The organism is Sphingobium cupriresistens, from assembly GCF_004152865.1.
Taxonomy (GTDB): Bacteria; Pseudomonadota; Alphaproteobacteria; order Sphingomonadales; family Sphingomonadaceae; genus Sphingobium; species Sphingobium cupriresistens.
The window spans coordinates 1-12,570 of sequence record NZ_SEOO01000006.1 but is presented as its reverse complement, the minus strand read 5'-3'; the positions used below and the strand labels follow the sequence as shown (position 1 = coordinate 12,570).

Genomic DNA, 12,570 nt, shown 5'->3' with positions numbered 1-12,570 from the left:
CTTACTGGCCCAGCTTCTCGGCGGGGATGACCTTCTCGACGCGCTGCTGCGGCTGTTCGCCCCCGCGCGACCAGAAAAAAGCCAGCAGGGCGATGACCAGCACGACCAGCGCGATGGGGATGATCGGCAGGCTGGAGCCACGACGACGATTGCCGCCCTCAAAACTGCTGAAGTTGCGATTATTCTTCATAGGTCCTTGGCTATAGCTGGCCGGGCGTTGAAGGCCGGGCGACAAAGAAAGATGCGATTTGCCTCTGTGACGGCTGGCTGTATAGCCCCGCAAGCCATGCAGCGAAACAGCAAAATCCCGCAGAGCCAGGCCCGGCGCGGTCCCATCGTCCTGGTGGGCATGATGGGCGTGGGCAAATCCACGGTCGGCCGCCGCCTTGCCGCGCGTCTGGGCCTCAGCTTCGTCGATGCGGACGAGGAGATTGAGAAGGCCGCCGGCATGACCGTGGCGGAGATTTTCGAACGCTATGGCGAATCCTATTTCCGCGACGGCGAACGCCGCGTCATCGCCCGGCTAATGGACGGCGCGCCCAAGGTGATCGCGACGGGCGGCGGCGCCTTCATGCAGGATGAGACGCGCCGCCTGATCCTGGAAGCCGCCACCGCCATCTGGCTGGACGCCGACATCGACATATTGGTCGATCGCGTCGCCCGCCGCGAAAGCCGCCCGCTGCTCAAGAATCGCGACCCGCGGGTCGTGCTGACGGAGCTGGCCGCGGTCCGCAACCCCGTCTACGCGCTCGCGCCCATTCATGTGAAAAGCATCGCCGCCCCGCATGAAGTCGCCGTCGAACGCATCATGGAGCAATTGACCGCATGGCATTAGTCCGCGTCGCGCTGGGTGCGCGCAGCTATGATATCCTGATCGAACAGGGCGCGCTCGACCGCGCCGGCGATACGCTCGCCCCCTATGCGCGCAAGGGCCGGCTGGTCGTCGTCACCGACGCCAATGTCGCGGCCGCGCAACTGCCGCGCCTCGACGCCAGCCTGCACGCCGCAAACATCGCGGTCGAACCGATCATTTTGCCGCCGGGCGAACAGACCAAGAGCTGGCGCCATCTGGAGCAACTGCTCGACGCGCTGCTGGCCCTGGAGATCGAACGCGGCGACCATATCGTGGCGCTGGGCGGCGGCGTGATCGGCGACCTGGTCGGCTTCGCCGCCTCGATCCTCAAGCGCGGCTGCCACTTCATCCAAGTGCCCACTACCCTGCTGGCCCAGGTCGATTCGTCGGTCGGCGGCAAAACGGCGATCAATGCGAAGGCCGGCAAGAATCTGATCGGCAGCTTCTACCAGCCAGCCCTGGTCCTCATCGATCCCTCGACGCTCGACAGCCTGCCCCCCCGTGAAACCCGCGCGGGCTATGCCGAAGTCGTCAAATATGGCCTGATCGACGATCCTGAGTTCTTCGACTGGTGCGCCGCCAACGCCCAGGCGCTGCTGGCCGGCGACCCCGACGCCCGCACCATCGCGATTCAGCGCAGCGTGCAGGCCAAGGCCGCGATCGTCGCCGATGACGAGCGCGAAACATCGGGCCGCCGCGCCCTGCTCAATCTCGGCCACACCTTCGGCCATGCGCTGGAGGCCGACACCGGCTTTTCTGACACGCTGCTCCATGGCGAGGGCGTCGCCGCCGGCATGGCGCTCGCCTTCCGCTACTCCGCGCGCCTTGGCCTTTGTGCGCAGGCGGATGCCGACCGCGTCACCGCGCATCTCAAAGCCGTCGGCCTCCCCCATGACCTCGCTACCGCCCATGTGCGCGCGGGCGGCGCGGCACTGGTCGGCCATATGCTGCATGACAAGAAAATGGCCGCCGGCACCCTCCCCTTCCTCCTCGCCCGCGGCATCGGCCAGACCTTCCTGTCGAAGGATGTGGCGCTGGACGATGTGGCCGCGTTCCTGGACGCGGATCGCACGGCGGCCTGAGACAAGATTTCAGCCACGGCCCCGCCAGCAACATCGCTGACATTTCCCTGCATCATTCTACGCCCAGAAGCCTCCTCGTCAGCGGCGCCCTACACAGATCCCCCTTCTGTCGCCGCTGATCCTCCCCTGAACCTCGGCCTCCAGCTTTTTGCTGGAGGCCCTTTTTTCCCGCCCCCCCCGGAAAATACAGGCACAAAAAAGGGCGCCTCGCGGGCGCCCTTTCGTTCAACCATCGAAGGCCGATTATTTCTTCAGCGTCAGACCGCCGAAACGCTTGTTGAAGCGCGCCACCTGGCCGCCGGTGTCGAGCTGGCGGTTGCCGCCGGTCCAGGCCGGATGCGACTTGGGATCGATGTCGAGCGCCATCGTGTCGCCTTCCTTGCCCCAGGTGGAGCGCGTCTGGAAGGTGGTGCCGTCGGTCATCTGGACGGTGATCAGATGGTAGTCGGGGTGGGTATCGGCCTTCATGGCATATGCTCCGTAATGTGCCGGTTCCGACCGGCTGTGGATGCGTGTAAAATAGCGAAGGCGCGCCGTTAGCGGGTTCGGCGCGCCTTGGCAAGAACAAAGCCCCGGCGCGAACCGGGGCGCTGGGCATAATCAATCCTTGGGCGGATCGCTGATCATCGCAACGAAATTGGCTTCCGCCGCCAGCTTGCCCTCGATCATCGCCTTGCCGCTGAACTTGCAGATCGCGCCGCGATTCTGCGTCACTTCCACATGCAGGTCGAGCAGGCAGCCCGGCTCCACCGGCGTGCGGAACTTCGCGCCGTCGATGCTCATGAAATAGACGAGCTTGCCCGAATCGGCCAGGTTCATCGATTCCACCGCCAGCACGCCCGCCGCCTGCGCCATCGCTTCCACGATCAGAACGCCGGGCATGATCGGCCGGGTGGGGAAATGCCCCTGGAAAAACGGCTCGTTCACCGACACCGCCTTGATCGCGTGGATCGACTGGCTGGGCACCAGCGTCACCACCCGATCGATCAGCAGCATCGGATACCGATGCGGCAGCGCGGCCATGACCCGACGGACATCCATCGGGCCACGCGCGGTCGTTTCAACCTCTCCCGTCATTTTTATCAGCGCGACTTGGGCGCCTGCGCCGGGGTCGCCGGAGCGGGAGCCGCCTGGCCCTGACGGCCACCGGGCTGCCAGCCGGCGGGCGGGGTGATCGACGCGCTGGGGACCAGGGCGTTCAGTTCGGTGGTGACGGCAGGAGTGATGTCCGCGCCCGCGCCGAAGCTTTCGGTCGCGGCCTTCTTGAACACGATTTCCGACTTGGTCTTGGCGGTCGCGGCCTTCAGCGCGTCGTCCAGCTTGGCGACGATCTGTTCCTCGACATAGGCGCGGGCCAGGCTGATCGGCTGGCTCATGCGCTGCAATTCGGCCTGACCGGCCTGCTGGGCCTGCTGATATTGCTGATACTGGGTTTCGATCGCCGGGGTCGGCTTGTTCGCGGCGGCCTTCAGCGCGGCTTGCAGGGCATCACCCTTGGTCTTCAGGTCCGTTTCGATCGCGGTGCGGCGCGTGTTCAGCGCGTCGATCTGCGGCTTGTAGGTGGTCTGCATCTGGCTGATCGCGGTGGTGAAGGCCGTGCTCTTGGCGACGGCTTCCTCCAGGTCGACCACGGCCAGGCCCTGCTTGGTCTGGGCGACGGCCGGAACGGCGGTCATGGCGATGGCGGTCATGGGCGCGAAAACGAGCGCTGCGGCCTTGAAAATCGTCTGCATCAGAATTGAGTCCCTACGTTGAAGGTGATGAGCTTGTTGTCGTCCCCTGGTTCTTTCAACAGGGCCTTGGCGATGTCGATGCGGAACGGGCCGAAGGGCGAGTTCCAGTTGACGCCAAAGCCCACCGACAGACGCGGCTTGAGCGTGTCGCCGAGATATTCTTCCACGAAATTGCCGCCGGAGAAGCTGTAGTTGGTCGGGCAAGTCGGCGCATAGGGCGTGCCCCCGGCCTTGACCGTGGTCGTTCCCGCTGCGCCGGTTCCGGGTGCGCAATAGCCGGCAAAGTCGATCGTGCCGGGATTCTTCAATCCGGCGACGGCGCCTGCATCCATGAAGATCGAAGGCCGCAGACCCATTTCGCGCGCGCCCGACCCCAACGGAATTTCGATTTCGGCGCGGGCGAGATAATAGATCTTGCCGCCCAATGCGTCGTCGGAAACATTGTTGTTGCCGTTGCTCTTGACGTAGCCGGTGGTAGTCCCGGCTTCGTTGGTTTCGGCCGTCAGATAATAGCGCTTCACGCGTGGGCCGACGCCGCGAATGTCGAAACCGCGGAACTGGGGTTCGCCCAGGAAGAAGCGGTCGGTCAGGCGGATCTTGTCGACCAACTGCCCCGTCGAATCGCGTCGTTCCCCTTCCAGGCTGTGGATGTAACCACCCTCGCCCGACAGCGAGAAGATGAAGCCGCTACCCAAGGGCACATATTTGGACGCGGACAAACGGGTGCGGACATATTTCACGCTGCCGCCCAGACCCGCGAAATCCTGGCTCAGCGTGACATTCTGGCCGCGCGTCGGACGGATGCGGTTATCGCGCGTGTCGTAGATCAGCGAATAGCCGAGCGAAGATGTCGTGCGCTTGCCGATCGCGTCGCACAGATAGCGGCCCGCCAGCAGCGGATCGCACTCGGTCGTGCCATCGCCGTCCGTATCGGAATAATAAGTATCCTTGTCGAGCGTCACATCGTCGAAATTGAGGCTGTAGCGCAGCGCCAGCGACATATATTCGGTAATCGGCACGCCCGCGCGCAACTGGAAGCCGGTGGTGGTCTGTTCGTAGGTCGTGTCGCGATCGTTATTGGTCAGATAGCGGAAGCTGTTCAGGTCGCGACGATAGATGTCGCCGCCCAGCGCGATATTCTTGTCCATGAAATAGGGTTCGGTGAACCCGACCTCCACCGACTTGCTATAGGCCGAATAATTGACCGAGGTACGCAGTTCCTGGCCCTTGCCGCGGAAGTTGCGCTGCGTGATCGACGCCGACACGATGAAGCGTTCCAGCGAAGAAAAACCGGCCGACAGCGACAATTCGCCGGTCGATTTTTCCTGCACATTGGTTTCCAGGATGATGCGGTCGGGCGCGGAACCGGGCTTCTGCTCGACGTCCAGCTTCTCCTGGAAGAAGCCAAGCGAATTGATCCGGTCCTTCGACCGCTTCACCAGGAAGCTGTTGAAGGCGTCGCCTTCGGCCAGGCGGAACTCGCGGCGCACGACCTTGTCCTGGGTCAGCGTATTGCCGTTGATGTCGACCCGCTCGACATAGACACGCGGCGCGTTGGCGATGCGGAAGTTGATCCCCATCGTCAGCGATTCCTTCTCGCGATTGAAGTCGGGCGACACGTCGGCGAAGGCATAGCCGAAGAGGCCAGCCGTCTCGCTGAGCGTATCGACCGTGTCCTCGACCTGCTTGGCGTTGTACCAGTCGCCCTTCTTCATCGGCAGGCGCTTGGTCAGCAGGTCGCCCGACAGGTCGCGAATGTCGGATTCGACCTTCACGTCGCCGAATTTGTAGCGGTCGCCTTCTTCCACGACATAGGTGATGATGAAGTCCTGCTTGTCCGGCGTCAGTTCCGCCACGGCGGAAATCACGCGGAAATCGGCATAGCCTTCGGTCAGGTAGAATTGACGCAGCTTCTGTTGATCATAGGCCAGGCGATCAGGATCATAGCTGGTGCCCGACGAAAACAGGCGGAACCAGCGCGACTGCTTGGTCACCATCTGGCTGCGCAGTTCGCCGTCCTTGAACTTGTCGTTGCCGATGATATTGATCTGGCGGACCTTGGACTTGGGCCCTTCCGAAATCTCGAACACGATGTCGACGCGATTCTGGTCCAGCTGCACCATCTTCGGCTCGATCGTCGCGGCGAAGCGGCCCTGGCGGCGATACAGCTCTACGATGCGGGCCACGTCGGCGCGCACCTTGGACCGGGTGTAAATCTGGCGCGGGGCCAGTTTGATTTCAGGCCGGATCTTGTCTTCCTTCAGGCGCTTATTACCTTCCAGGACGATACGGTTGATGACCGGGTTCTCCTTCACCTCGACGGTGAGCGACCCATTGTCGTTGCGAATCTGGACATCGGAGAACAATTCCGTCTCGTACAGGTCGCGCAGGCCCTGATCCAGGCTCTCCTGGCTATAGGGCTGGCCGATGCGCAGCTTCGTGTAGGACAGGACCGTGTCCGGCTCCAGCCGCTGGGTGCCGGTGACGGTGATCGCACGGATCGTGCCCTGGGGCGCGGCCACGACCGGGGCCGGGGTGGATGCCGGGGCCGCCAGCGGGGCTGCGGGCGCCTGCTGCGCCATCGCCGGGACTGCGGGCAGTCCTGCGATCATGGTCGTCGCCAACAGGGCGGCCACGACCGGGCGCTGCCTCAAGCTGCTCTTCATCGCTGTCACCCGCTTCACCTCAAAATTCCGATACAATGTTTCCGCCGACACAGACGACGCCAAACCGGGCTTCCCTGCCCGATGCGCGTCAACCGATCAAGCCGGACAGACTCTTCCAAAGCCCGAAAGACGACAAATCGTTGAAAGTCACCAGCAGCATCATCGCCATCAGCACCGCCAGGCCGGACCGATAGGCCCATTCCTGCGCCTGTGCGCTGACCGGCCGCCGCTGCACCGCCTCGATCCCGTAAAAGAGCAGATGCCCGCCATCCAGCATGGGAATTGGCAAGAGGTTGATGAACCCCAAGTTAATCGAGATGAGCGCGGCGAAGAAGATGAAGCTTTCGATGCCCAGCGTCGCCGCCTGTCCCGAAACCTGCGCGATCTTCAACGGCCCGCCCAGTTCCTTGACCGAACGGCCGCCAGTGAATATCTGGCCCATCGTCTCGACCATCGTGCGCACGATTTGCCCGGTGCGCTCGACCGCGACGACCGGCGCGCGCAGCAGGCTTACCGGCTCGACCACCGGATCGCCGGGGGCCAGGCCCAGCCGACCGATCTGGAACGTGTTGCCGAACCCGTCATCCTCTGTGACGCTGCCGATCTTGCCGTCGCGCGCGAAGGTCTTGCCGTCGCGCTCGATCACCATCGCCACCGGCTCGCCGGGGCGGATCTGCGCATAGAGGCGGATATCGTCGAAGGTCGCCATGTCACGGCCGCCCAGCGACACGATCCGGTCGCCCGCCTTGATGCCCGCCGCCGCCGCCGCGCTACCCGGCTGCACCATGCCCGCCACCGCCGGCGTCCGGCTTTCGCCATGGACGAAGGCGAAGGTCGCCAGAATGAGGATCGCGAACAGGAAATTGATCGCCGGCCCGGCCGCGACGATCGCGGCGCGCTGCCACAGCGGCTTGGCGGGAAAGCTTTCCGCCCGGTCCTTGGCCGACATTTCCAGCCAGGCCGGATCGGTCATGCTCGCCGCGTTCATGTCGCCCTTGAAGCGGACATAGCCGCCCAGCGGCAACGCCGCGACGCGCCAGCGGGTGCCGCGCTTGTCGACCCAGGCGAACAGCTCCGGCCCGAAGCCGATCGAGAACGCCTCCGCCTTCACCCCGCACCAGCGGCCGACCAGATAATGGCCCAGCTCATGGACGAAGACGAGCGGTCCGATGACCGCCACAAAGGCGAGTGCGGTCAGCAGGAAACCAGGATTGTGGATCAAGCCGTCAATCTTTCCATCACTAGGCCCGCTTCTTGACGCGCCTGTCCGTCCGCCGCCAGCACATCATCGATCGCAGAGGGGCTGGCCGCGCTATAACGGTTCAACACATCCTCTACAATCATGGCGATATCAAGGAAGCCGATCTGCCCCGCCAGGAAAGCGGCGACCGCCACTTCATTGGCCGCGTTCAAAATCGCGGGCATCGCGCCGCCCGCTTCGGCCGCCTGCCGCGCCAGGCGCAGCGCCGGAAAGCGTTCCATATCAGGTGCTTCGAAATCGAGCCTGCCAATGCGTGCGAGATCCAGCGGCTGGCATGGCGTCGCGATCCGCTGCGGCCAGGCCAGCGCATGGGCGATCGGAATCCGCATGTCGGGCGACCCCAACTGCGCCAGCGTCGACCGGTCGCGATATTCGACCATCGAGTGAATCACCGATTGCGGGTGAACCAATATCTCGATCCGGTCGAGGCCGACAGGAAACAGATGCGCCGCCTCGATCAGTTCCAGTCCCTTGTTCATCATCGTCGCGCTGTCGACGCTGATCTTCGCGCCCATCGACCAATTGGGATGCGCCACCGCCTGCGCCGGAGTGATGTCGGCCATCTCCGCCCGGCTGCGGGTACGGAACGGCCCGCCGCTCGCGGTCAGGGTGATCCTTGCGACATCGTCCAAGCTACTGCCGGCAAGGCACTGGAAAATCGCATTATGCTCGCTGTCCACCGGCAGCAATGTGGCGCCAGATGCGGCCGCGGCCTCCATCATCAGCGCGCCCGCCGACACCAGCGACTCCTTGTTGGCCAGCGCCACCGTGCGCCCGGCCTTCAGCGCCGCCATGGTCGGCCGCAAGCCCGCACAGCCCATAATCGCCGCCATGGTCCAGTCCGCGTCCATCGCCGCCGCCTCGACCAGCGCTTCCTCGCCTGCCGCTGCCTCGACACCCGACCCGGCCAGCGCCGCCTTGAGCGCCCCATGCAGCCGCGCCTGCCCGATCACGGCGACCTGCGCGCCCGTCTCGCGCGCCAGGGCCGCCAAACTGTCCACATCGCTGTTCGCGGTCAGCGCGACGACCTTATAATCGTCGGGCGCGCGCCGGATCAGGTCCAGCGTCGACAAGCCGACCGACCCGGTCGCGCCGAATATCGAAACCCGCTTCATCCGCCCTGCACCAGCAGGATATAGAGCAAGGCCGCCAGCGGCGCGGCGGTCGCCACCCCGTCCAGCCGGTCCATCACCCCGCCATGGCCGGGCAACAACGTGCCGCTATCCTTCACCCCCGCCTTGCGCTTCATCCCGCTTTCCAGCAGGTCGCCCAGTTGCGCCGCCACCGCCAGCACGCCGCTCGCCGCGGCCAGCTGGATCGGCAGGTCGGCGAAGCGATGCAGCAGGAACCCCAGCACCAGCGCCGCCAGCACGCCGCCCGCCAGCCCCGCCCAGGTCTTGGACGGGCTGACCCGTGGCGCGAGCTTCGGCCCGCCGATCGACCGGCCGGCGAAATAGGCGCCGATGTCCGTCGCCCACACCAGCCCCAGCGTCCAGAAGGCCAGCAACAGCCCATAGGCATAGGGCGCCTGCCCGCGCAGGAACAGCAACGCCACGATCGGCAGGCAGACATAGGGGATGCCCAGCGCCAGCTTCAGGCTGCGGCTGGTGAACAGGATGAAGAAGAATGCCGCCGCGCCTGCGATCAGCACCGGCCAATCGATTCCGGCCGCATAGGGGCATAGCAAGGCCAGCGGGATCGACACGGCGAACATCGCCGCCTTGCGCTGCTCCGGGGTCGCCCCGGTCAGGTCGCCCCATTCGCCCTGCATCAGCACGCCCGCCACCACCAGCAGCGTCCAGAAGATCAGGCCGCCCGACAGCAACGCGCCCAGCGCCACCGCGATCAGCGCGACGCCCACGATGCTGCGGGTCCGCAATTCGCTACTCATGTCAGATCACAATCCGCCGAACCGGCGGTCCCTCAATCGGAAAGCATCCAGCGCCTGGGCCAATGCCCGGCCGTCGAAATCGGGCCACAGCATGTCGGTGAAATACAGCTCGGCATAGGCCGCCTGCCACAGCATGAAATTGCTCAGCCGCTGCTCGCCCGATGTGCGGATCATCAGGTCCAGCGGCGGCAGGTCGGCGGTATAGAGCGCGCGATCGATATCCGCCGCGCCAATCGCATCGGCCGCAATCTCGCCCGCCGCCGCCCGCGCCGCCAGCGCCTGCACCGCCTGCACCATCTCGTCCTGCGCGCCATAGTTGAGCGCGATTGCGACGATCGGCCCGCTATTGCCCGCCGTCCGCGCCATCGCGCTTTCGATCAGCGTCACCAGCGAAGGCTCCAGCGCGCGATAATCGCCGATGACCCGCAACCGCACGCCATGCCCATGCATTTCGTCGATATCGGACTGGATGAAATGGCGCAGCAGGCCCATCAGGTCCGCTACCTCGCTCGCCGGCCGTTTCCAGTTTTCGGAGGAAAAGGCATAGAGCGTCAGGCATTCCAGCCCCAGTTCCTGCGCCGCCCGCGCCACCTTGCGCACCGCTTCCACGCCGGCGCGATGCCCGGCCACGCGCGGCAGCAGCCGTTTCTTGGCCCAGCGTCCATTGCCGTCCATGATAATCGCGACATGACGCGCGCCATGGGCAGGCGCGACGCTGGTCAGATCGGGCTTGGCTTGTGTGGCCATCAGGAAGACATGCGTGCTTTGGCCGCGAAAGGAAAGCCCCGGCTTACTGGCCGAGGATTTCCTTTTCCTTCGACGTCGCCAGCGCATCGATATCCGCGATCGTGGAATCGGTCATCTTCTGGACTTCGGTTTCCAGGCGCTTGCGCTCGTCCTCGCTGATTTCGCCCTTCTTCTCGTCGGTCTTCAGGCTGTCCATGCCGTCGCGGCGGACGTTGCGCACCGCAATGCGCGCGCCTTCGGCATATTTGCTGGCCAGCTTGGCCAGTTCCTTGCGACGCTCTTCCGTCAGGTCTGGAATCGGCAGGCGCAGCGTCTGGCCATCCACGATGGGGTTCAGGCCCAGGCCAGCCGATCGGATCGCCTTGTCACACGGCCCGACATTGGTCTTGTCCCATACCTGCACCGACAACATTCGCGGTTCGGGCGCGGAGACGGTCGCGACCTGATTGAGCGGCATGTTCGCGCCATAGACGGTGACCATCACCGGATCGAGCAACTGGACGTTGGCGCGGCCGGTGCGCAGACCGGTCAGGTCGCCGCGCAGCGCTTCGATCGCGCCGGCCATGCGGCGCTCAAGGTCGGATTTGTCATATTGGGCCATGATTAGCTCTCCTGATTCTGGACGATCGTCGCGACACCCTGCCCGGCTAGCACCGTGGCCAGATTACCGGTTTCGCGGATGTTGAACACGACGATGGGAATGTCATTTTCGCGGCACAGGGCGATGGCGCTCGCGTCCATCACCTTGAGATTGTCGTTCAATACCTGATCGAAGCTGATGCTGTCGTAACGGATCGCATCGGCGACCTTCTTGGGATCGGCATTATACACGCCATCGACGCTGGTGCCCTTGAACAGCGCGTCGCAATTCATTTCGGCCGCGCGCAGCGCTGCGGTCGTGTCGGTGGTGAAATAGGGGCTGCCGGTGCCGGCCGCGAAGATCACGATCCGGCCTTTCTCCATATGCCGCTCCGCCTTGCGCCTTATATAGGGTTCGCATACCGACGCCATCGGAATCGCCGACTGGACTCGCGTGTCGTAACCCAGCTTCTCCAGACCATTCTGCACGGCCAGCGCGTTCATGACGGTGGCCAACATGCCCATATAATCGGCGCTCGCCCGGTCGAATCCCGCCGCAGCCCCCGCCAGGCCACGGAAGATATTGCCGCCGCCCACGACGACGCAAATCTCGAAACCGGCATCCTTGGCCGCCGCGATCTCGCCCGCGACACGGGCCACGGTTTCCGGCTCGATGCCGAACTGCCCCTGTCCCATCAGCACTTCGCCGGACAATTTCAACAGGATACGCTTGTAGGCGGGCCGGGTCATGAGCGGTCTGATATCCTTGTAACTGGCAGGGAAAGCGGCCGGGACATTAGGGGCGCAAAGCCGCGATGTGAAGGGCGATTGTTGCCGATATGCCGCTTATGATCCACGACGCCGTCGACTGCCGCAGGGGGGGGGGGGGGGGCAGCACTATCGGGTGGGGGGCACCAATTTGAAACAAGCCCTGCCATCTCTGACATAAATGACTTTGTCGATCGTAACACAGTGTCGGCCTCTTCCTGCGTATACTTAATTCCGGGATGCGCCGTTTTCGTCCGATAGGCACGGTTGCAACTGTGCAGAAGCATATATGCACGAAGCAAGTCGTCCTGATCTGTTCCACGCTCCATTTCATCAATCTTGGCTTTGATATTCGACGTAAGCTTACCCCAAGACAATGTTTCGCCATTCTTGCTTTGGTATGTTGCGCCCAGCCTTTCTGCGAGAACCGCCACGGCATTCTCCGCAGCGCGCATCACATGATAAACACAGGCTGTATACCTGGATAGCGAGAAACATTTCGCAGCCTCTTCAATATCAAACAAAGCGTCCGGGAAGCAGTCACCTACTTCATTGCCGAATGGGGATTCTTCATTGAAATGATAGGCAGAATTTGAATTTGCAAAAGCAAAAAACTGAGTGGACTTGGCCTCGTCACAAAACCTACTAGCTACGTCAGAAAGAACATGCGCATTTATTCTAATGTGCATAGGACTCATCTTCCAGTGATTTTCAGCCTTAGAGCCGGATTCGGAAGTTTCTCAATTCTGACAATACCTTGCGGTTCTGCGTGTGAGCATGCGGATTGAGGCGATGAGGGCCCAAGCTGTTGATGAGGCGATGGATCGCTCCCAGTCTTTCGCGAGCCGACGACAGCGCCCGAGCCAGGCAAAAGTTCGTTCGACCACCCATCTGCGGGGCAGCACCTGAAAGCCTTTCGCCTTGTCCGATCGCTTGATGATTTCGATCGTCCATTTGCCCATGCCAACCAAGGCGGATCGCAGCTTGTCT

The 12,570-nt window shown here is 63.6% G+C and carries 15 protein-coding genes; 2 read left to right on the top strand and 13 right to left on the bottom strand.

Annotated elements, in window-relative coordinates; genetic code table 11:
• Nucleotide 1: 1 nt before the first annotated feature.
• On the bottom strand, nucleotides 2–190 hold the full coding sequence (locus EWH12_RS05120) for a cbb3-type cytochrome oxidase assembly protein (RefSeq protein ID WP_066603784.1): 189 nt from the start codon (nucleotides 188–190) through the stop codon (nucleotides 2–4).
• Between the two features lie 96 nt (nucleotides 191–286).
• On the opposite strand from EWH12_RS05120, the gene EWH12_RS05115 reads away from it, so the two are divergent.
• Nucleotides 287–835 carry a shikimate kinase gene (locus EWH12_RS05115; protein ID WP_129925924.1) on the top strand — a complete coding sequence of 183 codons (549 nt, stop codon included), beginning with the start codon at nucleotides 287–289 and terminating at the stop codon, nucleotides 833–835.
• Nucleotides 826–1,935, top strand: coding sequence for a 3-dehydroquinate synthase (gene aroB, locus EWH12_RS05110; RefSeq protein ID WP_066603789.1), 1,110 nt, complete (start codon nucleotides 826–828; stop codon nucleotides 1,933–1,935). Before EWH12_RS05115 ends, aroB begins: the two co-directional genes overlap by 10 nt.
• A gap of 243 nt (nucleotides 1,936–2,178) precedes the next feature.
• Here aroB and rpmE read toward each other — a convergent pair whose 3' ends face one another.
• The 12 genes from rpmE to EWH12_RS05050 all read right to left on the bottom strand — a co-directional run.
• Nucleotides 2,179–2,403, bottom strand: coding sequence for a 50S ribosomal protein L31 (gene rpmE / locus EWH12_RS05105; protein WP_007709952.1), 225 nt, complete (start codon nucleotides 2,401–2,403; stop codon nucleotides 2,179–2,181).
• A 132-nt stretch (nucleotides 2,404–2,535) separates the two neighbouring features.
• The gene (gene fabZ / locus EWH12_RS05100; RefSeq protein ID WP_066603792.1) at nucleotides 2,536–3,012 is read right to left on the bottom strand and encodes a 3-hydroxyacyl-ACP dehydratase FabZ; all 477 of its coding nucleotides are present in this window, start codon (nucleotides 3,010–3,012) and stop codon (nucleotides 2,536–2,538) included.
• Nucleotides 3,013–3,017: 5 nt separating this feature from the next.
• Nucleotides 3,018–3,668 carry an OmpH family outer membrane protein gene (locus tag EWH12_RS05095; protein ID WP_066603795.1) on the bottom strand — a complete coding sequence of 217 codons (651 nt, stop codon included), beginning with the start codon at nucleotides 3,666–3,668 and terminating at the stop codon, nucleotides 3,018–3,020.
• Complete coding sequence (gene bamA, locus EWH12_RS05090) at nucleotides 3,668–6,334, bottom strand: outer membrane protein assembly factor BamA (RefSeq protein WP_066603798.1); 2,667 nt, start codon at nucleotides 6,332–6,334, stop codon at nucleotides 3,668–3,670. Before bamA ends, EWH12_RS05095 begins: the two co-directional genes overlap by 1 nt.
• Before the next feature lie 88 nt (nucleotides 6,335–6,422).
• Nucleotides 6,423–7,556 (bottom strand): RIP metalloprotease RseP, encoded by a 1,134-nt coding sequence (gene rseP, locus EWH12_RS05085; protein WP_129925923.1) that lies wholly within the window; start codon nucleotides 7,554–7,556, stop codon nucleotides 6,423–6,425.
• The gene (locus tag EWH12_RS05080) at nucleotides 7,553–8,710 is read right to left on the bottom strand and encodes a 1-deoxy-D-xylulose-5-phosphate reductoisomerase (RefSeq protein WP_129925922.1); all 1,158 of its coding nucleotides are present in this window, start codon (nucleotides 8,708–8,710) and stop codon (nucleotides 7,553–7,555) included. The genes rseP and EWH12_RS05080 overlap by 4 nt, the downstream gene beginning before the upstream one ends.
• On the bottom strand, nucleotides 8,707–9,486 hold the full coding sequence (locus tag EWH12_RS05075) for a phosphatidate cytidylyltransferase (protein ID WP_129925921.1): 780 nt from the start codon (nucleotides 9,484–9,486) through the stop codon (nucleotides 8,707–8,709). The genes EWH12_RS05080 and EWH12_RS05075 overlap by 4 nt, the downstream gene beginning before the upstream one ends.
• A 6-nt stretch (nucleotides 9,487–9,492) precedes the next feature.
• Nucleotides 9,493–10,233: an isoprenyl transferase gene (locus EWH12_RS05070; RefSeq protein WP_129925920.1), complete on the bottom strand. Its 741-nt coding sequence runs from the start codon at nucleotides 10,231–10,233 to the stop codon at nucleotides 9,493–9,495.
• 43 nt (nucleotides 10,234–10,276) lie between these two features.
• Nucleotides 10,277–10,834, bottom strand: coding sequence for a ribosome recycling factor (frr, locus tag EWH12_RS05065; RefSeq protein WP_066603815.1), 558 nt, complete (start codon nucleotides 10,832–10,834; stop codon nucleotides 10,277–10,279).
• Nucleotides 10,835–10,836: 2 nt separating this feature from the next.
• Nucleotides 10,837–11,562: a UMP kinase gene (pyrH, locus tag EWH12_RS05060; RefSeq protein ID WP_066605519.1), complete on the bottom strand. Its 726-nt coding sequence runs from the start codon at nucleotides 11,560–11,562 to the stop codon at nucleotides 10,837–10,839.
• The gene (locus EWH12_RS05055) at nucleotides 11,559–12,269 is read right to left on the bottom strand and encodes a HEPN domain-containing protein (protein WP_129925919.1); all 711 of its coding nucleotides are present in this window, start codon (nucleotides 12,267–12,269) and stop codon (nucleotides 11,559–11,561) included. The genes pyrH and EWH12_RS05055 overlap by 4 nt, the downstream gene beginning before the upstream one ends.
• Nucleotides 12,270–12,320: 51 nt before the next feature.
• On the bottom strand, nucleotides 12,321–12,570 hold a 250-nt coding region (locus EWH12_RS05050), incomplete at its 5' end, for a transposase (protein WP_165363569.1).

Excerpts from the sequence above, each read along its gene's own strand:
- rpmE (WP_007709952.1), bottom strand. The coding sequence starts at position 2,403 with ATGAAGGCCGATACCCACCCCGACTACCATCTGATCACCGTCCAGATG.
- EWH12_RS05055 (WP_129925919.1), bottom strand. The coding sequence starts at position 12,269 with ATGCACATTAGAATAAATGCGCATGTTCTTTCTGACGTAGCTAGTAGG.
- EWH12_RS05070 (WP_129925920.1), bottom strand. The coding sequence starts at position 10,233 with ATGGCCACACAAGCCAAGCCCGATCTGACCAGCGTCGCGCCTGCCCAT.
- frr (WP_066603815.1), bottom strand. The coding sequence starts at position 10,834 with ATGGCCCAATATGACAAATCCGACCTTGAGCGCCGCATGGCCGGCGCG.
- aroB (WP_066603789.1), top strand. The coding sequence starts at position 826 with ATGGCATTAGTCCGCGTCGCGCTGGGTGCGCGCAGCTATGATATCCTG.
- EWH12_RS05095 (WP_066603795.1), bottom strand. The coding sequence starts at position 3,668 with ATGCAGACGATTTTCAAGGCCGCAGCGCTCGTTTTCGCGCCCATGACC.
- EWH12_RS05080 (WP_129925922.1), bottom strand. The coding sequence starts at position 8,710 with ATGAAGCGGGTTTCGATATTCGGCGCGACCGGGTCGGTCGGCTTGTCG.
- EWH12_RS05075 (WP_129925921.1), bottom strand. The coding sequence starts at position 9,486 with ATGAGTAGCGAATTGCGGACCCGCAGCATCGTGGGCGTCGCGCTGATC.
- EWH12_RS05115 (WP_129925924.1), top strand. The coding sequence starts at position 287 with ATGCAGCGAAACAGCAAAATCCCGCAGAGCCAGGCCCGGCGCGGTCCC.
- bamA (WP_066603798.1), bottom strand. The coding sequence starts at position 6,334 with ATGAAGAGCAGCTTGAGGCAGCGCCCGGTCGTGGCCGCCCTGTTGGCG.
- pyrH (WP_066605519.1), bottom strand. The coding sequence starts at position 11,562 with ATGACCCGGCCCGCCTACAAGCGTATCCTGTTGAAATTGTCCGGCGAA.
- EWH12_RS05120 (WP_066603784.1), bottom strand. The coding sequence starts at position 190 with ATGAAGAATAATCGCAACTTCAGCAGTTTTGAGGGCGGCAATCGTCGT.
- fabZ (WP_066603792.1), bottom strand. The coding sequence starts at position 3,012 with ATGACGGGAGAGGTTGAAACGACCGCGCGTGGCCCGATGGATGTCCGT.